This window comes from Kribbella deserti (assembly GCF_042434725.1).
In the GTDB taxonomy this organism is placed as follows: domain Bacteria; phylum Actinomycetota; class Actinomycetes; order Propionibacteriales; family Kribbellaceae; genus Kribbella; species Kribbella deserti.
The window spans coordinates 269,036-292,738 of record NZ_JBHLTC010000040.1 but is presented as its reverse complement, the minus strand read 5'-3'; the positions used below and the strand labels follow the sequence as shown (position 1 = coordinate 292,738).

Annotated in this window: 20 protein-coding genes; 10 read left to right on the top strand and 10 right to left on the bottom strand. The window is 68.1% G+C overall.

Annotated features, from left to right (window positions below):
- Window positions 1-55: 55 nt before the first annotated feature.
- Complete coding sequence (locus ACFFGN_RS32665; RefSeq protein WP_380055900.1) at window positions 56-1,780, top strand: ABC transporter ATP-binding protein; 1,725 nt, start codon at window positions 56-58, stop codon at window positions 1,778-1,780.
- The gene (locus ACFFGN_RS32660; RefSeq protein ID WP_380055897.1) at window positions 1,777-3,528 is read left to right on the top strand and encodes an ABC transporter ATP-binding protein; all 1,752 of its coding nucleotides are present in this window, start codon (window positions 1,777-1,779) and stop codon (window positions 3,526-3,528) included. The genes ACFFGN_RS32665 and ACFFGN_RS32660 overlap by 4 nt, the downstream gene beginning before the upstream one ends.
- Window positions 3,529-3,725: 197 nt before the next feature.
- Here the strand turns inward: ACFFGN_RS32660 and ACFFGN_RS32655 are convergent, their stop codons facing one another.
- Together ACFFGN_RS32655 and ACFFGN_RS32650 are read right to left on the bottom strand one after the other, a co-directional pair.
- Window positions 3,726-4,262 carry an rRNA adenine N-6-methyltransferase family protein gene (locus ACFFGN_RS32655; protein WP_380055893.1) on the bottom strand — a complete coding sequence of 179 codons (537 nt, stop codon included), beginning with the start codon at window positions 4,260-4,262 and terminating at the stop codon, window positions 3,726-3,728.
- Window positions 4,263-4,627: 365 nt separating this feature from the next.
- Window positions 4,628-5,833 carry a CapA family protein gene (locus ACFFGN_RS32650; protein ID WP_380055890.1) on the bottom strand — a complete coding sequence of 402 codons (1,206 nt, stop codon included), beginning with the start codon at window positions 5,831-5,833 and terminating at the stop codon, window positions 4,628-4,630.
- Window positions 5,834-6,067: 234 nt separating this feature from the next.
- Here ACFFGN_RS32650 and map point away from each other — a divergent pair, with 234 nt between their 5' ends.
- Window positions 6,068-6,835, top strand: coding sequence for a type I methionyl aminopeptidase (map, locus tag ACFFGN_RS32645; RefSeq protein ID WP_380055887.1), 768 nt, complete (start codon window positions 6,068-6,070; stop codon window positions 6,833-6,835).
- Window positions 6,836-6,944: 109 nt separating this feature from the next.
- Here map and ACFFGN_RS32640 read toward each other — a convergent pair whose 3' ends face one another.
- The 3 genes from ACFFGN_RS32640 to ACFFGN_RS32630 all read right to left on the bottom strand — a co-directional run bounded on the left by ACFFGN_RS32640 (window position 6,945) and on the right by ACFFGN_RS32630 (window position 9,454).
- On the bottom strand, window positions 6,945-7,622 hold the full coding sequence (locus ACFFGN_RS32640) for an HAD family hydrolase (RefSeq protein WP_380055884.1): 678 nt from the start codon (window positions 7,620-7,622) through the stop codon (window positions 6,945-6,947).
- A gap of 192 nt (window positions 7,623-7,814) precedes the next feature.
- A complete protein-coding gene (locus tag ACFFGN_RS32635; RefSeq protein WP_380055882.1) occupies window positions 7,815-8,903 on the bottom strand; it encodes an Rv2578c family radical SAM protein in 1,089 nt (362 codons plus the stop codon).
- Between the two features lie 152 nt (window positions 8,904-9,055).
- A complete protein-coding gene (locus ACFFGN_RS32630) occupies window positions 9,056-9,454 on the bottom strand; it encodes a hypothetical protein (RefSeq protein WP_380055879.1) in 399 nt (132 codons plus the stop codon).
- A 104-nt stretch (window positions 9,455-9,558) separates the two neighbouring features.
- Here ACFFGN_RS32630 and ACFFGN_RS32625 point away from each other — a divergent pair, with 104 nt between their 5' ends.
- On the top strand, window positions 9,559-10,200 hold the full coding sequence (locus ACFFGN_RS32625) for a TetR/AcrR family transcriptional regulator (RefSeq protein WP_380055876.1): 642 nt from the start codon (window positions 9,559-9,561) through the stop codon (window positions 10,198-10,200).
- Between the two features lie 47 nt (window positions 10,201-10,247).
- Here ACFFGN_RS32625 and ACFFGN_RS32620 read toward each other — a convergent pair whose 3' ends face one another.
- The gene (locus ACFFGN_RS32620; protein ID WP_380055873.1) at window positions 10,248-11,084 is read right to left on the bottom strand and encodes an NmrA family NAD(P)-binding protein; all 837 of its coding nucleotides are present in this window, start codon (window positions 11,082-11,084) and stop codon (window positions 10,248-10,250) included.
- 142 nt (window positions 11,085-11,226) lie between these two features.
- On the opposite strand from ACFFGN_RS32620, the gene ACFFGN_RS32615 reads away from it, so the two are divergent.
- Window positions 11,227-12,021 (top strand): TetR/AcrR family transcriptional regulator, encoded by a 795-nt coding sequence (locus tag ACFFGN_RS32615; protein ID WP_380055871.1) that lies wholly within the window; start codon window positions 11,227-11,229, stop codon window positions 12,019-12,021.
- Between the two features lie 15 nt (window positions 12,022-12,036).
- On the opposite strand, the gene ACFFGN_RS32610 is transcribed toward ACFFGN_RS32615, so the two are convergent.
- Entirely contained in the window at window positions 12,037-12,993 is a 957-nt protein-coding gene (locus ACFFGN_RS32610) for an endonuclease/exonuclease/phosphatase family protein (protein ID WP_380055868.1), read from the bottom strand.
- 144 nt (window positions 12,994-13,137) lie between these two features.
- Here ACFFGN_RS32610 and ACFFGN_RS32605 point away from each other — a divergent pair, with 144 nt between their 5' ends.
- Both ACFFGN_RS32605 and ACFFGN_RS32600 read left to right on the top strand, forming a co-directional pair.
- Window positions 13,138-14,949: an HSP90 family protein gene (locus ACFFGN_RS32605; protein ID WP_380055866.1), complete on the top strand. Its 1,812-nt coding sequence runs from the start codon at window positions 13,138-13,140 to the stop codon at window positions 14,947-14,949.
- Window positions 14,950-17,682 (top strand): tetratricopeptide repeat protein, encoded by a 2,733-nt coding sequence (locus tag ACFFGN_RS32600; RefSeq protein ID WP_380055863.1) that lies wholly within the window; start codon window positions 14,950-14,952, stop codon window positions 17,680-17,682.
- On the opposite strand, the gene ACFFGN_RS32595 is transcribed toward ACFFGN_RS32600, so the two are convergent.
- Complete coding sequence (locus tag ACFFGN_RS32595; RefSeq protein ID WP_380055860.1) at window positions 17,669-19,912, bottom strand: flagellar hook assembly protein FlgD; 2,244 nt, start codon at window positions 19,910-19,912, stop codon at window positions 17,669-17,671. The two genes, ACFFGN_RS32600 and ACFFGN_RS32595, sit on opposite strands and share 14 nt — an antisense overlap.
- A 237-nt stretch (window positions 19,913-20,149) precedes the next feature.
- Between ACFFGN_RS32595 and ACFFGN_RS32590 the strand changes: the two genes are divergently transcribed.
- The 3 genes from ACFFGN_RS32590 (at window position 20,150) to ACFFGN_RS32580 (ending at window position 20,973) form a co-directional block, all read left to right on the top strand.
- Entirely contained in the window at window positions 20,150-20,368 is a 219-nt protein-coding gene (locus ACFFGN_RS32590) for a helix-hairpin-helix domain-containing protein (protein ID WP_380055857.1), read from the top strand.
- 108 nt (window positions 20,369-20,476) lie between these two features.
- On the top strand, window positions 20,477-20,719 hold the full coding sequence (locus ACFFGN_RS32585) for a type II toxin-antitoxin system Phd/YefM family antitoxin (RefSeq protein WP_380055855.1): 243 nt from the start codon (window positions 20,477-20,479) through the stop codon (window positions 20,717-20,719).
- Window positions 20,716-20,973, top strand: coding sequence for a Txe/YoeB family addiction module toxin (locus ACFFGN_RS32580; RefSeq protein ID WP_380055851.1), 258 nt, complete (start codon window positions 20,716-20,718; stop codon window positions 20,971-20,973). The genes ACFFGN_RS32585 and ACFFGN_RS32580 overlap by 4 nt, the downstream gene beginning before the upstream one ends.
- A gap of 62 nt (window positions 20,974-21,035) precedes the next feature.
- Here the strand turns inward: ACFFGN_RS32580 and guaA are convergent, their stop codons facing one another.
- Window positions 21,036-22,592, bottom strand: a complete 1,557-nt coding sequence (guaA, locus tag ACFFGN_RS32575; protein ID WP_380055848.1) for a glutamine-hydrolyzing GMP synthase — start codon at window positions 22,590-22,592, stop codon at window positions 21,036-21,038.
- The gene (locus ACFFGN_RS32570) at window positions 22,579-23,661 is read right to left on the bottom strand and encodes a cytochrome P450 family protein (RefSeq protein WP_380055844.1); all 1,083 of its coding nucleotides are present in this window, start codon (window positions 23,659-23,661) and stop codon (window positions 22,579-22,581) included. The genes guaA and ACFFGN_RS32570 overlap by 14 nt, the downstream gene beginning before the upstream one ends.
- Window positions 23,662-23,703: the final 42 nt, after the last annotated feature.

The following is a 23,703-nucleotide window of genomic DNA, read 5'->3' as shown; positions in this document are numbered from 1 at the left end:
CCCGCCGATAAACCTGGTGCGGATCGGCGGTGCTCACGCCTAGCCTGAAACGGCTATGCGACAACTACCTCTTGCCGATCCCGGCATACCAGATCATCGCTCGCCGGCCCGCTACTTGTGGTGGGTGGCCCGCGGTCAGAAGGCCACGCTCGCCGGCGGGGTGAGCTTCGGCATTCTCTGGATGACCGCGCAGGCGTTACTGCCGGCGGTGCTCGGCCGGGCGATCGACGAGGGCGTGGCGGCGGGCGACAGCGGCCGGCTGCTCTTCTGGACGGCGGTGCTGTTCGGTATCGGCGGCGTCTCGGCCGGCGCGGGCATCATGCGCCACCGGTTCGCGGTGGTGAACTGGCTCTCCGCCGCCTACCGCACGGTCCAGGTGATCACCCGCCGCTCGGCCGATCTCGGCGCCGCCCTGCCAAAGAACCTGGCCACCGGTGAGGTGGTCAGCGTCGGCGCGAGCGACCTGGCCCACATCGGCAACGTGCTCGAGGTGGTGGCCCGGTTCGCCGGTGCGATCGTGGCCTTTTTCGTCGTCGCGGTCATTCTGCTCAGCTCGTCCACCACGCTCGGCCTGATCGTGCTGATCGGCGTACCGGTGCTGCTGTTCTGCCTGGGCCCGATGCTGCGCCCCCTGCAGCGGCGGCAGCTCGCGCACCGCGACGCCGTCGGGGAGCTGAACTCCCTCGGCTCCGACATCGTGGCGGGCCTTCGGGTGCTGCGGGGTATCGGCGGCGAGGACTCCTTCGCCCGGCGCTACCGCAGCGAATCCCAGCAGGTTCGCATGGCCGGTGTGCGGGTGGCTCGCATCCAGTCCACGCTCGACGCGGCCCAGGTGCTACTGCCGGGCATCTTCATCGTGCTGGTGGTCGGCCTCGCGGCGCACTTCGCGCTTCGTGGCCAGGTCAGCGCGGGCAGCCTGGTCGCGTTCTACGGTTACGCGACCTTCCTGGTGATGCCGTTGCGCACGGCAACCGAAGCCGCCGACAAGCTGATGCGCGGCCTGGTCGCGGCCGGGCGGATCAATCGCGTGCTGTCGCTCACCTCCGATATCACCGACCCGGACGAACCGGTCGCGCTGCCGGATCAAGGTGACCTGGTCGATCCCGCTTCCGGTATCCAGGCCCGCCATGGCCGGCTCACCGCGATCGTCGCCGCCGAGGCGGAACAGGGCGCGCTGCTCGCGGATCGCCTCGGCCGATACGAGGAAGGGCTGGTCACGTTCGGCGGGGTGCCGCTCGCGGCCGCCACCCGGGCCGACGTACGACGTCACATCCTGGTGGCCGACACCGGCGCACAGCTGTTCACCGGACGCCTGCGCGACCAGCTCGACCCGACCGGCCAGGCCTCCGACGCCAAGGTGATGGCGGCGATCGCGACGGCCTCGGCCGACGACGTACTGGTCGCGCTGGCCGACGGCCTCGAGTCGGACGTCGAGGAGAAGGGCCGCTCGTTCTCCGGCGGCCAGCGGCAACGGCTGATGCTGGTCCGCGCCCTGATGGCGGATCCGGCCGTGCTCATCCTGGTCGAACCGACCTCAGCCGTCGACGCGCATACCGAGGCCCGGATCGCCGACCGGCTACGCGCCCATCGCGCCGGGCGTACCACCGTCGTCATCACGTCCAGCCCGCTGCTGCTCGACCGGGTCGACGAGGTGGTGTTCGTGGCCGGCGGCCGAGTTGTTGCCACCGGCAAGCACCGCGAGCTGCTCGACGACGAACCGCGTTACCGGGCGACCGTGACCAGACAGACCGAAGACGAAATCGAGGAGGTGCGCGCATGAAGCAGACCCTGCCCGTGGCCAATACCGCGGAGGTCCGTCGCCATGCGCGCCGCCTCGCCGCCCGCCATCCCCGTGAGCTCGGCCTGACGCTCGGGCTGCACGGCCTGGCCGCCATCTCCGGTCTGGCCGCGCCCCGGCTGATCGGCGATCTGGTCGAAGGCGTTCAGCACGGCACCACCGCGGCCAAGGTCAACCAGGTCGTGCTGGTCATCGCGGTCTTCGTGATCGTCCAGTCGCTGCTCACCCGGTGGGCGCGGTTCCGCTCGTTCGCGCTGGGCGAGAAGGTACTCGCGGAACTACGCGAGGAGTTCGTCGACAACGCCCTCGCACTACCGATCGGAACGGTCGAGCGAGCCGGTACGGGCGACCTGCTGTCCCGTACCTCCCGCGACGTCGACGCCCTGTCCCGGACGGTACGTTTCGCCGTACCGGAGACCATCGTCGCGCTGGTCACCACCTTGTTCACCGTCATCGCGACGATGCTGGTCGGGGTGTGGATCCTGGTGCCGCTGCTGGTCATGGTCCCGCTCCTGGTGATCAGCACCCGGTGGTACCTCAAGCGAGCCAAGGACGGCTACCTCCGGGAGAACGCCGCCTATGCCCAGATGACCAGCTCGCTCGCCGAAACGGTCGAAGGCGCCCGCACGGTCGAGGCCCTCGGGCTGTACGACGAGCGCGTACGGCGGACCGACGCGGACATCCGCGGTTCCTACCTCGCCGAGCGGTACACGCTGGGCCTGCGCACGATCTGGTTCCCCGTGGTCGAGGTGACCTACCTGGTACCGCTGGTCGGCACGCTGCTCTTCGGCGGCTGGCTGCACATCAACGGGCACATCACGCTCGGCGCGGTGACGGCCGGCGCGCTCTACGCCAACCAGCTGATCGATCCGGTCGACCGGCTGATCTCGTGGATGGACGAGCTGCAGGTCGGCGCCGCCTCGCTGGCGCGCCTGCTGGGTATCACCGATGTCGCCGACGACCGCGAGCCGACCGGCCGGAAGCCCTCGGGGGAACTGGTCGAGGCCCGTGACGTCCGCTTCTCGTACGTCGATGGCCGGGACGTACTGCACGGCGTCGACCTGGTGGTTCAACCGGGCGAGCGCATCGCCATGGTCGGGCCGTCCGGCGCGGGCAAGTCCACCCTCGGCCGCCTGGTCGCGGGCATTCACCCGCCCCGAACCGGCTCCGTCACGGTTGGCGGCGTGGGCATGACCGAACTGGACCTCGCCGACCTCCGTCGCCAGGTGGCCCTGGTCACCCAGGAACACCACGTCTTCGTCGGCACGTTGCGCGACAATCTCGCGATGGCCCTGCCACATCCGGAGCACGAGCGGGACGACGACGAGAAGCTGTGGGCGGCGCTCGAGGCGGTCGATGCGCGAGAGTGGGCCGAGGTACTACCGGACGGCCTGGATACGCGAGTTGGTTCGGGTCAAGTGGCGCTCACGCCGGGACAGGCTCAGCAGTTGGCGCTGGCCCGGCTGGTCCTGGCCGATCCGCACACGCTGGTCCTCGACGAGGCCACCTCGCTGATCGACCCCAGGGCCGCGCGTCACCTCGAGCGCTCCCTCGCCGCCGTACTCGAAGGCCGCACCGTCATCGCCATCGCCCACCGCCTCTACACCGCCCACGACGCCGACCGAGTCGCAGTGGTCGAAGACGGCCGCATCACCGAACTAGGCAGCCACGACGAACTAGTAGCCCGCAACGGCTCCTACGCCGCCCTCTGGAACTCCTGGCACGGCTAACCCTCCACCCCCTCCCCCGTCCAACCGCCCCCTGGGCCCAACCGCCGCCCGGCGTTCCAAATGTCCGGCCGCCGCCACAGCCTGTGGACAACCGATCCATCGAACAGGCCCTCAGCTGTAAACTTAAGTCAGAAGAACAGGCACGGCACCGCACCCCGACGCGACGGTTGGACGAGGCTTGCGATTCTCGCCAGGCCCTAGCGGCGGCGAATGGTGAGGACCGCGGAGTCAACACGGGGCGGGGGCGTGAAGGCCTTGCGCGGAAGGCGTAGGCCCAGGCCAAGCTCGTAATGGCGGGACCAACGGCCACTACCTGGCGCATTGCCGCCAATCCAGCGGTTCGCGAAGGCTCGTTGCACGACGAGATCCGCCGAGATGAGGCGTGACCCGGGCGCGAGCAACCGCTTCAGCAAGGCGGTCGAGATCCCGTACGGTGGACTGGACACCACACGGAAAGGCCTACCCGGCAAGCGCAAATCGGCCGCATCCGTACGAATCACCGTGACGGGATCATCGGCGAACCGCCGGCGCAGGTCATCAGCCCGGCCCGGATGCAGTTCCACCGCCAGTACGCGCGCACCCGCATCGACCAGCGGTGCCGTCAAAGCACCTCGGCCGGCGCCGATGTCGAGCACCAACTCGCCCGGGCGAACCCCGGCAGCCGCGACTACCCGCCGCGCCCAATGACTATCGAGGGGATGCCATCCCCACGCGGCGCGCCCGTTCCCGGACACGACGCACCATCACAAAGAAGCTACCCATACCCGGACCCTAGAACGCCATTCCCCTGTGCCACAAAGCATTTTTCACCCGCCGCTTCGCGCCCCTCAGCGTTCTTCTTCCGCGAGTGGTCGTGTTTTGATCCGGTGAGCGCGGCCAACCGGTCAACACGGATAGGTGCCGACGTCAACGGACGTGAGGCAACGCGGATAGGTGCCGACGCCGACGCACGTGGGGAACGGGGAGAACACGGTGAGACTGGACGCGGCCACTCGCGGGATAAGACTGGGCGCGACCGGGATGCGGCTGGGCGCGACCGGGATGAGGCTGGGCGCGACCGGGATAAGACTGGGCGCGACCGGGATGAGAACGGAGAGCGTTAGGGGGTGATGGGGGTGGCGCCGTGGCGGGCGGCGCCTAGCGAGGTGACCACGGATTCGGTGCGGGCGCGGGCTGCTTCGAGGCGGCGGCGGGTGGCGGCGCTCTGGTCTGGTTTGGCGAGTTGGCGACGGACGTCGAGGATGCGCATGGGCACGCTGTCGGTCACGAGCAGGCTCGCGTACTCCGCCTTGTCCACCGACCAGCGGCCGTCGTCACCACGAGCGAAGGTGAACCGCGCCAGCAAACCCTCGGACTTGATGGACAACGGCTGCCGGTGGGCCGCCATCAGATTGCCGAGCCCGTACGCGACCCACTTGCCGTTGATCCGTTCCATCGGCTGAACCACGTGCGCGTGATGCCCGAGCACCAGGTCGATGTTGCTATCGGCAAGCAGTTGCGGCGCGAGCGCACGTTGCTCCGGGTTGGCCTTCTGGTCGTACTCCGTGCCCCAATGGCAGGAGACCACCACGATCTGGGCGCCGGCGTCGCGCGCCTTTCGGGCGGCCGCCTTGATCGCTGGTACGTCGAGCTTGCCGGCGCGCCACGTTTGCCCTTGCGGATAAGGCATTCCATTGAACCCGTAGGTGTAGCTGAGCAGTGCCACCTTCACGCCGCGTACGTCGAGAATGACCGGGGTGGCGGCCTCTTTCGGCGTACGGGCTGTGCCGGAATGGCGTAGTCCCGCCTTCTCCAGGGTGGCGAGTGTTCTGTCGACACCACGCGCGCCACGATCGAAACTGTGGTTGCTGGCCGTCGTACACGCGTCGTAGCCAGTGGCCTTCAACGCGGGCGCGATCTGCGGCGGACCATTGAAGAGCGGGTAACCCGAGTAGGGACCGCCTGGTTCGGCTAGCGGTGTCTCCAGGTGGCAGACCGCGAGATCGGCCGATTCCACCAAGGGCTTGATCGGAGCCATCAGCGGTTCGAAGTCGTACCGGCCTTTGCCGTCAACTTGGGCCGTTCGCCAGAGCCGCTCGTGCAGCAGTACGTCGCCGGTGGCCACCAACGTGAGGCGATCGGCGCCACCCGGCGGAGGCTGTGGCGTGTTGGTGGGGCTACCCGAGGGGGACGAAGCCGGCGGTTTGGGCGAGTCAGCTGGGCCGGAGGAGGTGACGTCCTGGCAGGCCGAGAGTCCCATCGCCAGCACGACCAGCGCGGACAGGACCAGCCCGGACCGCGTGATTCGTCGGCTTGGGGTTCTCACGACTGCCTCCTTCGATCGCCCGGCGTACCCAAGCGATTGTTGTTGGGGAGACGCCCTGGCCCGGGCCAAAGTTGGTCGCGGCCGATCAGGGTTTGGTAACACTCTCCGAACCGCACCGGACCAGCCGTTTACACAACCACCAGCCCGTGCGACCACGGCGTGCAGCAAATCTGCCGACCGTTCACGCCATGATAAAAATACCGGTATAACTATCACGCTACGTCCGGGAGAGTCATGGTCGAGCTGAAGACGGCCGACGAGATCGAGCAGATGCGCGCCGCCGGCCGGGTGGTCGCGCTGGCCCTGGCCACCGTGCGTAAAGAGGCCGCTGTCGGCGTGACCACCCGCCAACTGGACGCCGTGGCGCGCGAGGTGTTCGCCGCCGAGGGGGCCACCTCGCTGTTCGACGGCTATCAGCCCGGGTTCGCCGGTACGCCGTTCCGCGGCGTCATCTGCGCCTCGGTGAACGATGCCGTGTTGCATGGCCTACCGAACGACGTCCCGCTGGCCGACGGCGATCTGCTCAGCGTCGACTGCGGTGCGAGTGTCGATGGCTGGTCGGGCGACTCCGCGATCAGCTTCGTTGTCGGCACGCCCCGGATCGAAGACCTTGAGTTGATCGCCACCACGGAACAGGCGCTTGCCGCTGGTATCGCCGCGGCGCAACCCGGCGCGCACCTCGGCGACATCGGTCACGCCATCGCGCAGATCGGCCAGGCAGCGGGGCTTGGCACCAACCTCGACTTCGGTGGTCACGGCATCGGGCGCACCATGCACGAGGAGCCGCACATTCCGAACGGCGGCCGCCCAGGCCGTGGTTTCACGCTGCTCCCGGGCCATGTGATCGCGATCGAGCCGTGGTTCTGGCACGGCGCCGGCAGCGTCTACGTCATCGACGACGACGGCTGGACCCTACGCTCCGCCGACGGCACCCGCGGCGCCCACGCCGAACACACCGTCGCCATCACTCCCAACGGCCCTGAAATCCTCACCACGCTCTAGCACCCAGTCGTACTGCCACCGTCGGCGCGTCCAATGACGGACTCTACGGGCGGTCAAGACGCCACCACGAGATACCGCGGCCGCGACCCAGAGGCGCCGCGTTTGCCGGTTACCGCGAGCGGGTGGGGAGTAGGGCCAGGGCGGCGGTCAGGGAGTCGGCTACGGGCGCGCCGGTGGATACCAGGGAGGTTCGGCTCATCACGCCGGTGGTGACCAGGATGCAGCCGGTTCCGACTTCCGCCGCGGCGAGGGCGTCGTCCACCACGTCACCGATGAGTACGACGCTCGCGGGGTTCAGGCCTTGGGCCTCGATGTGCTGGGCGAGGTGCTCGGCTTTGGAATCACCGCCCACCTCGGAGCGGAGGCCGTCGACTCGCTGGAACAGGTCGTCCAGGCCGAAGTCGGCGACAGCCGGCACCAGTTGGTTGTGGAACCACATCGACAGCAAGGACTGCGTCCGGCCGGAATCGCGCCAGGCCTTCAGTAGGTCGACGGCGCCTTCGGCCAACGCGCACGTGCTGAACAGCTGGTCATAGCGCTGGTGGTACAGCCGGTCGACCTCGGCCCATTCCGCCGCGGTGAACGTGCGGGCCAGCACCTGCTCGTAGCACTTGAGCACGGGCCGCATGTACACCTCGCGCCACTGCTCGAGCGTCAGCGCCGGCCGCCCGAACCCTGCGCAGACGTCGTTGACAGCCGCGAGCACGGCGTCGTTGTCGTTCAGCAGTGTTCCGTTCCAGTCCCAGACGATATGGCTGGCAATAACGTCAGTCCCCGTCTCAATCACCCCAGCAGCGTAGACAACGACACCCCATCTCCCCCAAAGCCGACCGAACGAAGGCCCGGCGATCGACATCGCCCCGGGACGAATGGCGAACCGGGCAACGTGACTTGTAACCGGACGCCGCTCGCAAAGTCGCGCCCAATCGCAGACTGCGTTTCCCCACACGAACTCACCGTAGGGCCGAAGGTGCGACGGCTAGAAGAGCGCCTCTTGCTCCGGTATAGGCGGGTGAACGGTTGCACGCGGCGCGGCCGGAGCCGGGTGGCGGTTCGTGCGGGGCAGGCCCTCATATCGGCCCCGCACCGGGTGTGGGCGATCACCACGATGGCGCGAAGCCTTGTCGAACCCGTGTTTTCGAAGCAGCGGCGCGACCTTTTCACCGAAGGCGCGTTTGTAGCTCTCGGGCACGTACGCACCACGGGAATACAGCTGCTCATAGCGTTTGACCAGCTCAGGATGAGCCTGCCCGAGCCATTTCATGAACCACTCCTTGGTCCCCGGCCGCAGGTACAAGATGACGACAGTGGCACCGGTCGCGCCCGCGGCGGCGATCTGACCGAGCAACTCATCCAGGTGTTCGGCGGAATCGGTCAGCCAGGGCAACACCGGCGCCACCATCACGCCACACGGCAAGCCGGCCGCGCGGATCGACCGGATCACCTCCAGCCGGGCCCGCACCGAAGGCGCGCCTGGATCGACCGAGCGCCGTAGGTCGTCGTCCGCCAGGGCCAGCGAAACCCCCAGCCCGACCGGAACATGCTCGGCCGCCGAGGCCAGCAACTCCAGGTCCTGCCGGATCAACGTGCCTTTGGTCAGCACCGACAGCGGCGTTCCCGATTCGGCCAGGGCCTGGATGATGCCCGGCATCAGGCGGTAGCGGCCTTCGGCGCGTTGATACGGATCGGTGTTGGTCCCGAGCGCGACCTGCTCATGTCCCCAGGACGGTTTGGCCAGCTCGCGGCGCAGCACATCGGCCACGTTCGTCTTGACGATGATCTGCTGGTCGAAGTCGGCGCCCGGGTCCAGCTCCAGGTAGCGGTGACTTGGCCGGGCAAAGCAATACCGGCAGGCGTGGCTGCAGCCGCGATAGGGATTGACCGTCCACTCGAACGGCATCCGGCTCGGGCCTGGCACCTTGTTCAGCGCGGACTTGGCCAGCACCTCGTGGAAGGTGATGCCCTGGAACTCCGGCGTGGTCACCGACCGCACCAGCCCGGCGATCGACGCCAGTCCAGGCAGAGCGCCCGGCTGCGCCGCGTCGATCTCCTGCCCCGACCACCTCATGCCTTCATTCGAACACATGTTCGCCAGGGATTCAAACGCCCAGCCGCACGGCCGCACCGACGCCGCCTGGCCGAGCCCGGCCGCAACGCGACCGCCCCACACACAGCGACCGCAGCGACCGGAACGCAAAACCTCAGCAGGCACCGGCAGGATCAGCCATAGACCTTGGTTTGAGCTTCGACTCGTTGCTGATCGTCAGCGAGCACAGTCCCGTTGACCGCCACGACATCAAGCGAGTGCTCATGGAGAAAGGTGATGAAGTCCGGCAGCTGATAGGCCAGGCCAACCGCGTCATTGAGCTTCCTCATCAGGACGCGAATCGGCTCACCGTCGACCCCCTTGGGCACGTGCAGAGTCAGCGCCGGCCTGATCGGCTCCGAACCGAGGAGCCCGTTCTGACTCACGCTGTCAGCCGCCCATTCACGCAAGAAGATCCGGGTGTCGTCAGGAAACGGATAGACCTCGCTCACAGCCGCGTAGATGGCCGCCATCAGGTCCTTCTTGCGGTCCAGATCGACACCCACGGGTACGTCCAGATATCCCACCGGCATGTCACACTTCTTTCGCTCGGAGTTAGTTGGATAACTAACATAGACCGTGGTTGCCGCAGCCGTCTATGCTCAAGTGAGAAGACTGACTCAGACCAGGGACAACGATGACCAGCTCGACACAGCCGGACGAAGCTCCGCGCACCAAGGGCGCGAGGCCCAGCAAGGACGCGCCGCAACCGAAACCCGCGCGGCCGGGCAAGCGCGAGCGACTGGTGGCCGCGGCGAGCGACCTGGTCTATCGCCAGGGCGTCGCGCCGACCACCCTGGCAGGGATCGCGCAGGTGGCCGACGTACCGCTGGGCAACGTGTACTACTACTTCAAGACCAAAGAGGACATCGTCGCGGCCGTGGTGCGATCCCACGAAGAGCAACTCAACGCGGCGCTCGCCGAGCTGGCGGCCCGTCATCGCAGCCCGAAGGCCCGACTGAGGGCTTTCGTCGGCATGCTGTCCGAACGCGCCGAGGAGGCCGCCCGGTACGGATGCCCGTATGGCAGCCTCTCCACCGAACTGGCCAAGCGGGCTGAGGGATCAGACCCGCTTGCAGCCCCGTTGATGCAGATCCAGCTCGACTGGGCCGAGCAGCAGTTCCACGCCATGGGGCGGCGCGACGCCCGCGACCTGGCGGTGGAGTTGGTGTCCTCCTACCAGGGCAGCGCGGTCGTCACCAGCACGCTCGGGCAACCCGAAGTCATGGTTCGCCAGGCCCGGCGCCTGCAGCGATGGATCGACTCACTCACCGACTGACAAGACCCTCCCGGCGGAAAGCCGCTGCCTGCTGCCAGAAGGCCCTGCTAACGAAAAGCGTCAGCGTTGCGTACAGCCCAGTCGGCGTAGCGAAGGGCCTGCCGACCGGTGATCTCCGGCACGGTGGGAACCGGCTTGGACTCGTACTCGCTCATCATCCGGAAGCCGTCGAGCAGCCACTGCGCCACCTCGGCCGGCATCACCTGACTCCATTGCGCCAGCGCCTCCTCGGGCGTGAGTTCGATGAACTGGACCGTCCGCCCGATCGCCGCCCCGATCGCCGCAACCTGCTCTGGCGGGGTGATCGCCTCCGGCCCGCTCATCAGCAGCTTGCGGCCGTTGTAGCTGTCGTCGCGCAGCACGACGCCCGCGACCGCAGCGATGTCCCCGAGGTCGATCGGCGTCTGAATCGCTCCCCGATAAGGCGCGCGCACCACCCCGTCAGCGCGGATCTGGTCCGCCCAGTCGAGCGTGTTGTTCATGAACTGCCCGGGCCGCAGGTGGGTCCACTCGAAGCCTGCGTCCTCGACGGCCTTCTCCACGGCGTAGTAGTGCCACTGGGACGGATCACCCTCCGCCTCGTACGCCGCGGGTTCGCCCGACAGCGTCACCACCCGGCGTACGCCCGCCTCTCTTGCCAGCTTCGCGAACTCCTTCACCGTCGCCGGCAGCGGAGCCAGGTAGACCGTGTCCACACCCTCCAGAGCGGCCGGCAGAGTCTCGGGCCGGCCGAGATATCCCTTCACCACTTCGGCTTCGGCAGGCAAGGCCGCCTTTGCCGGATTCACGGTCAGCGCGCGCGGACGCTCCCCTGCCGCGACCAGTTCGTCCACCACAAGTCGACCGACACTGCCGGTCGCACCAGTCACCAAGATCTTGCCCACACCAGGCTCCTCATCCCTCGTCGCACCCACCGGAACAACACGATCCGGCCCTCCGAGTAATTATCGTACTGCATACGATAATAGGTGCCGGGGCTTAGGATCTGACCCGACGAGCAAGTGGGCCAGTGGACAAAGGACGTCGATGACGGTCGAGCACAGTGGCGGCGGCCAGCCGGAGCGCATTCTCGCCATGCTCTGGCGGCACCACCGTGCCGTTTCCGGACCGGCCGACGGCAAGCCCGCGCTGGGCCGGCGCCCCACGCTGACCCTGGACGCGGTCGTCACCGCGGCGATCGAGCTGGCCGATACCGAGGGCCTCGCGACGATGTCGATGAGCCGGGTGGCGAAGGCGCTCGGTGTCGGCACGATGACGCTCTACACCTACGTTCCATCGAAGGACGAACTGCTGGACCTGATGGTCGACCAGGTCTTCGCCGAGCGCGATCTGCCGCGGTCGGGCGACGACCTGCCCGCGAACTGGCGCGACCGCATCGAGCTGTACGCCGAGCGCACGCTGGCGATGTTCGGGCGGCACACCTGGTTGTGCGAGGTCTCGTTCATCCGGCCTCCCATCGGCCCGGGCATGCTCGACGCGCGGGAGTTCCTGCTGGCGGCGCTGTCCGGTATCGGGCTCGAACCGCCGCAGGTTGACGCCGCCGCGCTGGCGATCGCGACGTACGTCGATGGCGCGGCGAGCGTCCGGGCCGACGGCGAACGGCTCGAACGGCAGACCGGGCAGAGCAACGACGCGTGGTGGGGTGAGCGCAACGACCTCTGGGAGACGTACTTCGACGTCGAGCGCTATCCGGCCATGACGGCGCTCTGGCACGCGGGCGGTTTCAACCGTGGCACGACCGATGCCGCCGCGCACTCGTACCGGTTCGGCCTCGACCGCCTGCTCGACGGCATCGAGGCCAAGGTCAACAAGCCCGGGTGATCAAAGCCCGGGTGATCAGAGATCGAGCTCGATCCAGGCCGGATCGTGATCGGTCCCGTCGCGGGCGAGTTTGCGGCGCCGGCCGATCCACGCGCCGGTCACCTTCGGTACGAGTGCGGGGCTGACCCAGATCTGATCGATCAGGTCGAAGCTGCGCGGTTGTCCCGAACCCTTGAAGGTGGAGGTCCAGGCCGGATGGGCGGGCAGTTCGACCTTGGTCTTGACCGTGCCCACCTCGACCGGATCGGCGAGGGCGTTGACCAGCCCGGCCTGCGCGAACGACGCCAGCTGCGGCGAGTCGATCGTGTCGTTCATGTCGCCGCACAACAGATACTTCTGCCGCGTACTCATCCGGTCGTTGATGATGCGGGTGATCGTTTCGGCCTGCAGGCGGCGCAACCGGTCGGCGGCGGCGCGCTCGGCCTCGGGATCACGCGCGGTGAAGTCGACGAACTTCGACTTCAGGTGCGTGCCGAAGATCGTCACCGCCTTCCGTCCCCGCGCGTCCAGGATCTCCACCTCGACCAGGTCCCGCGAGAACACCGGCCGCGTCGGCTCGTCCGGGTGGAACGCGCGCTGCCAGCTGGTCACCCCGCCGAGCGGCCGGCGCGACAGTACGCCGATATCGATGAACCGGGTGGAGTCGTTCCCGTCGATCACCATCACGTGCGGATAGGTGTTGCCGAGATGGTCGCGGTTGAACTGGCGCAGGGTGTCGGCGTTCTCCACCTCCTGCACGACCCAGACGTCGATATCGGGTTCGAGCAGCCGCTCGGCCACCCGTAACGTGTCCGCCGCCGGTTTGGCGATCAGAAGCTTGCCGCGGGCATCGAGTTGCAGCCGCCGCCGGTTCTCGTCGTCGAACGTGTACGTCGCGGGCACGGTCGCCGTACCGGACTCCAGCACCTCTACCGCGCCGGCGAAGTTCCACCGGTCGAAGAGATTGTTGAGATTAAAGGTCCCCACCTTCATTTGCTTCCCCCTCATTGAGCACACGCACTGGCACTCGCAGACAGTTACAAGGTAGCCACCGCCACGCGATACCTCCATATGCTGGGCATGGCGTAGCGTGATCGGTCGCACCGGCGCCTGCCGGACCGGGTATGGATGGGGGAAGTGTTGACCGCGGAGGGCTTCGGGGACGGTACGGGCGTGATCCGGTCGGAGAACTTCCAGGTCGACCTGCACGGCATCGTCGACCTGCTCAGCAATCACCTGTACAGCAGCCCACGGGTCTACCTGCGGGAGTTGCTGCAGAACGCGGTCGACGCGATCACCGCGCGCCGGGTCACCGATCCCGAGGCGCCCGGCCGAATCGACCTTCGGACCGGGCCGGACGGACTGAGCATCACCGATACCGGGATCGGGTTGCGCCCCGACGAGGTGCGGGATCTGCTCGCCACCATCGGGCGCAGTTCCAAGCGGGACGAGATCGGCTTCCAGCGCGACGAGTTCCTCGGCCAGTTCGGCATCGGCCTGCTGTCGGCGTTCATGGTGGCCGACCGGATCACGGTGCTGACCCGGCCGGAAGGCGGCGAGGCCACTCGCTGGACCGGTAGTGCCGACGGCAGTTACACGGTTGAAGGCGGGCAGACCGTCGCGGAGACCGGGACCACCGTCACGCTGACGGCGAGGCGTGGTGCGGAGCAGTGGTTCAAGGCCCCGACCGTGCTCGAACTGGTCCGCCTGTTCGGTTCGTTGCTGCCGGTGGAGATCCGCGTCGACGGCGAACTCGCCACCGACGGGCAAGCACCCTGGGACGGTACCGGGCCCGCCCGGAAGGCGGCACTGGTTGGTTATGCCCAGGACCGGCTCGGCTTCACGCCGTTCGACGTGATCCAGCTGAACAGCCCCGAGGCGGGCCTGACCGGGGTCGCGTTTGTGCTGCCGTTCCCGGCGAATCCGACCGAGCGGGCGACGCACCGGGTCTACCTCAAGCGCATGCTGCTGGCCGAGAGCGTCGAAGGCCTGCTGCCGGACTGGGCGTTCTTCGTGCGCTGCGTGGTCGACACGACCGAGCTAAGGCCTACCGCGAGCCGCGAGGCCTTGTTCGACGACGGCCATCTCGAAACCACTCGCGAGGCCCTCGGCACTCAGTTGCGCGGCTGGCTCGTCCGGCTCGGTACGACGGATCCCCAGCGGCTCGACAAGTTCCTGGCGATTCACCATCTCGGGGTGAAGGCACTCGCGCTGCACGATGACGAGATGCTCCGGCTGGTGCACCGCTGGATCCGGCTGGAGACGAACCTGGGCCGCATGACCGCCGCCGAGATTCTCGAGCAGTACGGCGAGATCCGGTACGCCACGAGCGTGGAGGAGTTCCGCCAGCTCGCGGCCGTCGCGGCGGCTCAGCAGATTCCGGTCGTCAACGCGGGTTATACCTATGACACCGAGTTGATCGAACGGCTACCGCAGGTGATCGAAGGCGCCACCACGCGCCGGTTCGACCCCAGTGAGCTCGCCACCAGCTTCGACACGTTGGACCCCGCGACGGAGTTGTCGCTACGGGCGTTCGTCCGGTTGGCTCAGACCACTTTGGACGGCGTCGGCTGCGAGGTCGTCGTACGGGCCTTTGAACCGGCAAGCCTGCCTGCGCTCTTCCTGATCGACCGGTCGGCCCAGTTCACGAGTGAGCTGCGCAGTACGCGGGATCGGGCTGACGCGCTCTGGTCGGAGGTACTGGACGCACTGGACACTCGGGAGACGAGTAAGCCTCAGCTGATCCTCAACCACCGCAGTGCGCTCGTACGGCGCTTGGCCTCCCTAGGCGATCCCGGCTTGGTCAAGCTCGGTGTAGAGGGTCTATACGGGCATGCCCTCATGCAGGGGCACCACCCGATTGGGCCGGCTGACGCGGCTCTGGTGAACAGGTCCTTCCTAGGCCTGCTAGACCAGGCTGTACCAACGCAAGACAAGGATGGGCGCTAGATGAGTACGGAACTCCAGCAGCAACTCGATGACGCTATGGGCCTCCCCTACGGCCGGGCCCGTTCGATCGCGCTGGAGAACGTCGTACGTCGTGCTGAGGCCGAAGGTGCGGAGGAGATCGCGTTCGCGGCCCGGCTCGATCTGGTCGAGGCCTACCTGCACGGCGGGGAGCCGCGGAAGTCGCTGGTCCCGTTCGCCCGGTGTGTGACCGATTTCGACGCCGATCCGGCGAAGTACGGGGAGCACCAGTGGGAGCTGCTCTGGAACTTCAAGTCCGTGCCGTCCACGTTGAGCGATTTCCCCGAGGTCCCGCTGGAACGTGCCTACTCCGTTCTCGACGACATGGAACGCCGTTGGAAACAAGGCGGTCACAGCCTGCACGCCGTGCACCAGCACCGCTGGCTCGTCGCGGATCACATCGGTGACGCCGAAACGGCCGAGGAACAGTTCCGGCTCTGGTCGACCGCGCCGCGCGACGACTTGTCGGACTGCGCCGGCTGCGACCCGAACGACAAGGTCCAGCACCTGATCAACACCGGCCGCACCGACGAGGCCGTCGCACTGGGCCACCGGGTGCTCAGCGAGCAACTCGACTGCATCACCCAGCCGCAGAAGATCCTCACCAGCATGCTGCCCGCGTACGTCGCCGAGGGCATGACCGTCGAGGCCGTCGACGCGCATCGCAAGGCCTACCGCCTGCTGCGCGGCCAGCCCGGGCAGCTGGAGAGCCTGGCGGACCACGTCCGCTTCTGTGCGATGACCGGTAACGAGGTCCGGGCCGTCGAACTGATCGAGAGCCACCTCGCGGAACTGGACGATCCGCCCAGCACGTTCGCCGAGATGAACTTCCTCGCGACGGCCTCGACCGCCCTGCGCCGGCTGGCCGACCTGGCCGGTCCCGAGCTGGCCGTACGGCGCCCGAGCGCGGTCAATCCCGAGGTGGCGGCGAGTGACCTGGCGGCGGAGTTCGCCGAGCGGGCGACGGCGCTGGCCGCGCGGTTCGACGAGCGCAACGGCACGGACCACCAGAGCCGCCGCATCGCCGGGCTGCTGACCGAACAGCCCTGGACGTCGTACCTGCCGCTGTCGGAAACGGCCCAGCGTGCGCACGAGCGCCGGATCGTCCGCGAACCAGCCGCGCTCAGCCTGCACGAGGCGGCCAAGGGCCTGGACGCGTTGAGTGCACCGCCCGAACCAGCCCTGGCGAGTGGGCCCGAACTGCTGGATCAGGCCGAAGAGGCGTGGTTCAACGATGACGACGGGCTTTCCGTGTCCGCCTGCTCCGCTTTCCAGGCCGAGGTGCCGCCGTCGATGCAGACGCCCGCCCAGACGGCCCGGGTACTCGACCTGCGTGGCCTGCACATCGCGTCGAGTGAACCCGAGCAGGCGCTGGCCTACTGGCGCGAAGCCCTCGAGCTGCACGCGAAGGCCGGGGACGAGCTGCGCATGACGCGGACCCGGGCCCGGATCGGCCGGTTGCTGTGCGACATCGGCCAGTACGACGAAGGCATGGCGACCGGCGAGGAGCCGTTGCGCCGGCTGATGGCGGACGACGAACCGCGGCGCCGACCGGGCTGGCGGTTCTCGCTGGCGCTGATGTTCTACTCCGGCGGGCGGCACCAAGAGGCCCTCAAGGAGGTCGCGCAGACCCGGACCGAGCTCAGCGGCGACCCGACGCTGAAGGTCATCGCGGCGCTGCTGCACGGCGATCTGCTCGCGATGCACGGGCGGTTGCCCGAGGCGGAGGCGGCCACCAGCGAAGCGATCGACGCCCTCGGTCCGGAGGCGTCGCACGACGCGCAGCGCTCGGCGGCGTACCGGCAGCGCGCCCTGATCCGCAACGCGATGGAGAACCCGGACGAGGCCGTCGGCGATCTGGCCGAGGCCGTCGCGCTGCTGTCCGATCCCGCCCATCGGCTGGTCGCCGCGATGACGAGGCTCGACCTCGCCGACGCGTACTTGGAGGTGGACCGGCCGCTCGATGCCGCCGAGACGGCCGAAGAGGCCCTGACGGCTCTCGACGATCCGGCCGTCGCTCCCCTGGCGGCCCGGGCCCGCGAGATCCTGACAAACGCCTACAACGCCCTGGGCGAACTGGACTCCGCGCTGGCGCAGATCCGGGTCCTGATCGACACGGTCGAGCCCGACGAGGACCCGAACTGGCTGGCCGATCTGCGCCAGGAAGAGGGCAAACTGCTCGAACAGCTCAACCGCGACAACGAGGCCGTGGCACCGCTGGAACAAGCCGCTGCCTTCTACGCGCAGGCTGAGCGGCCGTACGACCAGATCGTGGCGTTGCGCCGGGCGGGGCGTTCGGCCATGTTCAGCGAGGACTTCGCGGCCGCCCGGGCCATCTTCGGCCGGGCCCGCCAGGTGCTCGACGTACTACCCGGCGGCGATCCGCAGACGAGCTTCCACGACGGCGGCCTCTGGTACAACCTGGCCGAGGTCGCGATGCGCTGCGGCGACAGCGGAGGCGCGATCACCCAGATGAACCGCGCGGCCGATACGTACGAGCAGGCCGGCCACGAGGACCAGTCGATCGACGCCCGCCTGATCGTGGCCGCCTGGGGTGGTTCGGTCGACGAGACCTGGCTCCGCTCGGTGCACGCCGAGGCCGAGGAAGGCTCCGACGCCTGGTACCGCGCGGGCTGGCTCCTGGTCGACCAGCTCCGCGCCTCCAACCGTGGCCCTGAAGCCGACCGCCTGGAGTCCACCCTCACCCAACCGTGACGCTGCCGCTGATCGGATTGGCCGAGCCGTTCCACCAGAGCAGGCCGCCGTCGGCGTCGGCCCCGGTCAACGTCCAGCCGTATTTGCCCTTGGCAACCGGTTGACCTGCCGCGTCCTTGCCGTCCCACGAAGCGCGAGCGATCCCAGTACTGGTGGCGCACGGCAATGACCGCTTCACGACCGCGCCCAGCCTGATGGTGATCGCGCAGGTCGGCAAGGCCTTGCTGATCGGGAACGACGGCGACCACCGCTGACCGGCCGACGGCCTGAACGACGCGGCACCGCTGGCGTTCCCGAGGTATCGCGGCCGGGCGACGAACGGCGCGAGCGGAGTCAGCCGGGCCGTCCGGTCAAGACCGATCCAGGCCAGCGTCTCGTCATGCAGGTCGAACGGCACCGTGGACACCCAGTCCGGGGCCAGTGAGAAGCCGTGGGCGGTGCCGATCACGGTCGTGGCCGTGGTGCCGAGACGCCAGGTCTTCAGCGTGTACTGGTCGTTCGACTTCAGGGTGTAGGCCAGCTGTCCGCCGGACAACGCGACCTTCGCCGAGTTCAGGCTGGTCAGTTCGACGGCGGGCGCCGTACTCGACACGATCTTGTAGCCGATCTTGGAAACAGCGCAGTCGGCACCGGCCGTCTGCGTACAGGTGGACCAGCCGACGATCGAGCCGTTGACGTCCAGGCCGGTGACCCGGGGGCCGGCCGCCTTCACTTGGACGACGGCACCGGTCGAAAGGTCCTTGCGCAGGATTCGGTTGGCCGAGTCGGTGGTGACCAGGTAGTTGCCCCACAACGCGGCCGGCCGGGTCAGCGTGGTGGCGCCGAAATCGAGGTTCTTGCCCGTGCGGATGTCGAACACCATCAACCGCCCGGCGTAGATCGGAAAGCAACCCCAGGTCGAGCACTGCTCCCCGGCGTAGTTGCCGCGGATCCACAGCAGCCGGTGGCCGGACAGCACGAACGGCGCGCCCCATCCGGTCCACGCGACGGAGGTCTTCTCGTTCGAATCGAAGACCCGGGTCTTGTGGCCGCCGTCGGTGCTGATCCAAAGGTCCCGGGCGTCATCCAGATACGCCGTACGGTCGCCGTCGCGGGTGAGCCGGCGGTCGCCGATCGGGCCGGAGACCCGCTGCGCGCCAAGGGTCAGCGTGCCGCCGGACTGGGTGAACGACCGGCGGGCCAGCGTATCCCCGCCGTCGGCTGCCTGCTCGTCGACGTAACCGACGTTGCCCGCCGCCAAGTCGACGCTGTACGTGTACGGCGGAAGCAGGCCGATCGTCACCACGCGAGTCCGGTTCTTGCCGTCGATGACCGTGGCCGAGTCGATGCCAGGGCTCGCGCCGTACGTGTCGAAGTAGAACCGGCTGCCGTCGCTGACGGCGGACCGGCTGTCCAGCACCTCGGAGATCACGCCGGTGGAGCTGATCGAGCCGGTGACACAGCGCGTGATCTCGCTCCAGTTGCACGCCGCCCAGCCGACGGCCGAACCGTTGATCGCGGTGCTGTCGACGTGGCGCGGTACGTCGGTCACCCGGGCCGCGCCTCCGGTTGTCGAGGAGCGGATGACGTAGGAGTGGCGGCCGTTGGCGTCGGCGTAGTCGTGGTGTGCCCAGGTGACAACGGAACCATCGAGGTCCACGCCGTACACGTGCCGGTTGTAGCCGCCGGTCTGGATCCGCTGACTGGTAGCCGGCGTTGCGTAGGAGCGATAGCCCAGCGTCATGTAGCCGTTGATGTCCGCGCTGTCGATCGTGACGTAGCCGGACTCGTCCGCGGCCGCGATCTTGTGCTTGCCGATCGGCGCGATGGCGCCCGCGACTCGGCAGCCGCTCGCGTCGGCGATCACCCGCTGATTGCCGTGTGAGAGCCAACCGAACGACGTGAACGGCGCCCCGGCACTCACGTACGGGTAGGCCGCTCGCAGCGCGGCGGGGCAGGTCCGCTCGGTGGCTGTGCCGATCATCATGTACTTCGTGACGTCGGCGCCCTGGGCATAGATCTTGTCGCCCACCAGGGTCTGGTATTCGTAGGGCACCCTGTACGCCGGCTTGCCGGTCGGCTTCAGGTACGTCCCGGGCCCGGCCTCCAGCGGTTGCCCGGTCCGTAGAACCCGGTACAACATCCCGGCCGGCGAAGCCCCCAGCACCGTGATCTCCGGCGGTCGCGACGGAATCCGGTTGACGTCCACCGTCCCTGGGGCATCCGCCGTCGCCGCTTCGGCGCGGGCCATATCTGCGCGGCCGGCTCCCGCCGGGAGGAGGCTTGCCGCTGTCAGTGCGATGGCCAGTCCTACAGCCGCGCACGTCCGTACCGGTCCGCATCTGCCTGGAAGCATGACTCCCCCAATGCTGGTTCAGGCGCGAGATACGCCTACTCAGCTCGATGGAGCTACCGTCCAGAAGGTTACGTATCCGGGCGCACGAATGTGGCTACCCGGATTGTCGGTGCCGCTCGCTACCGTTTCGGCATGAGTACACGCGATGTCCCCGCACAGATCGGGGACCTGCCACCGATCGGGCGTCCCGCGAACAGCGCATTGCTGGCGGCGGGCATCACCTCCCTGGCCGAGATCGCCGAACACACCCGCCGCGACCTCCTGGCCATGCACGGCATCGGCCCAAAGGCGATCCGCATCCTCGAGGCCGCCCTCCAAGAAACCGGCCTCACCTTCACCGATGACCCCTAGGCGACCGTCACCGAGCCGCTGAGGCTTCAGGCTTGGATGGCCCGTTGGCCAGAGTGGTACCATTTCTTGTACCACTCTGTTGCTGCACGGCCTCAAGAAGGGAGACCTATGGCGATCACGGCATCTGCCGCGCGCAAGGACCTGTTCCCGCTGATCGAGCAGGTCAACGCCGATCACACTCCGGTCGAGATCACCTCAAAGGCGGGCGGCGCTGTCCTGCTGGCCCTTGACGACTACCGTGCGCTGGAGGAGACGGCCTACCTGCTGCGTACCCCTGCGAACGCTACCCGCCTCCTGGAGAGCCTGGCCCAGGCTCAGCGAGGCGAACGTGAGGTGCACGAACTGTCGTGAGACTGGTCTTCACCCCGCATGGCTGGGAGGACTACACCTACTGGCAAACAGCCGATCGCCAGCAGGTCAAGCGGATCAACAAGCTTATCGAAGATGCTCTACGGAACCCGAAGGAAGGCATCGGTAAGCCGGAGCCGCTGAAGCACATGCTGCAGGGCACCTGGTCACGCCGAATCGATCAAGAACACCGCCTGGTCTATCTGGTCGACGGTGACGACCTCGTGATCCTGCAAGCACGGTTCCACTACCAGTAGGTCAACCACCGAAGGCCTCACGGGAGCGTGAGGCCTTCGGCGAAGTTGCTAGCGGGTGGGGGTTACTCCCACTCGATGGTGCCTGGGGGCTTGCTGGTGATGTCGAGGGTTACCCGGTTGACCTCGTCGACCTCGTTGGTGATGCGGGTGGAGATCTTCTCGAGTACGTCGTACGGGAGGCGGGCCCAGTCGGCGGTCATGGCGTCTTCGCTGGTGACCGGGCGGAGCACGATCGGGTGGCCGTAGGTACGGCCGTCGCCCTGGACGCCGACCGAGCGGACGTCGGCCAGCAGTACGACCGGGAACTGCCAGATGTCGCGGTCCAGGCCGGCCGCGGTGATCTCGTTGCGCACGATCAGGTCGGCGGCGCGCAGGATGTCCAGCCGCTCCTTGCTGACGGCGCCGACGATGCGGATGCTCAGGCCGGGCCCCGGGAACGGGTGGCGGTAGACCATCGCCTCGGGCAGTCCCAGGGCCAGACCGAGTTCGCGAACCTCGTCCTTGAACAGCGTGCGCAGCGGCTCGATCAGCGCGAACTGCAGATCGTCCGGCAGCCCGCCGACGTTGTGGTGCGACTTGATGTTGGCGGTGCCGGTACCGCCACCGGACTCGACCACGTCCGGGTAGAGCGTGCCCTGGACCAGGAACTCGATGTGCCGTTCGGCGTCGAGCTTGCGGGCGGTCGCCTCGAAGGTGCGGATGAACTCGCGGCCGACGATCTTGCGCTTCTGCTCCGGGTCGGTCACGCCGTCGAGCGCGCCGAGGAACTGGTCCTCCGCGTCCACGACCTCGAGCCGGATGCCGGTGGCGGCGACGTAGTCCTTCTCGACCTGCTCGGATTCTCCCGCGCGCTGCAGACCGTGGTCGACGTACACGCAGGTGAGCTGGTCACCGATGGCCTTGTGCACGAGGGCCGCCGCGACCGCGGAGTCGACGCCACCCGAGAGGGCGCAGAGGACCTGCTTGTCGCCGACCTGCTGGCGGATCAGCTCGACCTGCTCGTCGACCACGTTCGCGGTGGTCCAGTCGCCGGTGCAGCCCGCGATGTCGTACAGGAAGTGCTCGAGCACCTGCTGCCCGGCCTGGGAGTGCAGGACCTCGGGGTGCCACTGGACGCCGGCCAACCGGCGGTCGAGGTTCTCGAACGCGGCGACGGGCGCACCCTCGGAGGCGGCCAGTACGTCGAAACCGGCCGGGGCGGAGTGAACCGCGTCGCCGTGGGACATCCAGACGTTCAGGTCGAGCGGGATACCGCTCAGCAACGTGCCGCCGTTGGAGACCGTCACGCCGGTACGGCCGAACTCGCGCAGCCCGGTCCGGCGGACCTCGCCACCGAGGGTCTGCGCCATCGCCTGGAAGCCGTAGCAGATACCGAACGCCGGTACGCCTGCCTCGAACAGGGCCGAGTCGACCCGCGGCGCGCCCTCGGCGTACACCGACTGGGGACCACCCGACAGGATGATCGCCTTCGGATTGCGGGCGAGCATCTGCTCGACCGGCATCGAGGAGGGCACGATCTCGGAGTAAACCTTGGCCTCGCGCACGCGGCGGGCGATCAACTGCGCGTACTGCGCCCCGAAGTCGACGACGAGTACCAGGTCATGCTCAAGTGCGGTCACCGGCCAAGCGTATCGGTGCCACCTCGACTTCCAGCCGGGCCGGTGCCCGGAACGACAACAGGTCGATCAGCTCAGGGGTTTCCGTCAGCCGGATGAGCGGTAACAACCCGGCGGCCGCCTCCAGCGCGACACGGGCCTCCAACCGGGCCAGCCCAGCGCCGAGACACCGGTGAATCCCGACTCCGAAGGCCAGATCCGCGGGTCCACCATGGCCGGTCAGGCCAAGCAACACCCCGGCACCTTCCGGAAGCTGCGTGGCGCCGGCCGACGTCGGAGCCGCGGTCACGCGGCGCCAGGTCGGAACGGACGAAACCTCGCGCAGTACCTCTTCGACGGCCTCGGCCGGATCCGCGACGGTGGTGCCGAGGTACCGGTGGAAGGCGGCCGAGATCAGCTGACCGGTGGTTTCCTGCCCGGCGATCAGCAGGAAGTACGCGACCGCGCAGATCTCCTCGTCGGCCAGTTCCAGCCCGGTGAGTACGCCGAACAGGTCCTCGCCCGGATCCTTGCGAGCCTCGATCACCCGCTGGCGCAACCACCAGTAGAAGGCCGCCGCACTGTGCGCGAGCTCAACCTGCCGCTCCGGCGACGGCCGGCCCCAGAACAACTCCAGCGAATCCCGGCTCCACCTCTTCAACGCCGGTACGTCGACCTCGGTCAATCCGAGCATGTCGAGCAACACCAGCGCGGGTGGTTCGGCCGCGACGGCCTCGACCAGGTCCGCCGTACCGCCCTCGGCCAACCGGGCACCGACCGCGGTCAGGCGCTCGGTCAGCAGACGGCGGGTCAGTGGTTCGACCGCGGCCACCCGGGCCGGGCTGAAGAACCGGGCGACGGCCTGGCGGATCGGGCGGTGCGACGGCCCGGCGTTGTTCGCCAGCGTGGGTGGCAGGGCGAACCCGACGGCGGAGAGGATGCGCAGCGCCGGTACGCCGAGCGGAGTGTGCGCGAGTACGGCGTTGTCCGGCCGGAAGGTGTCCGGATCCAGCAGCACCTCGCGGACCACGGCCGGTTCGGTGATGACCCAGAGCCCGAGCTCCTCGTCGTACCGGGCCGGGCAGGTGGTCATGGCGAAGACCCTAACTCGTCAGCGAATGGCAGGTTCCGGCCG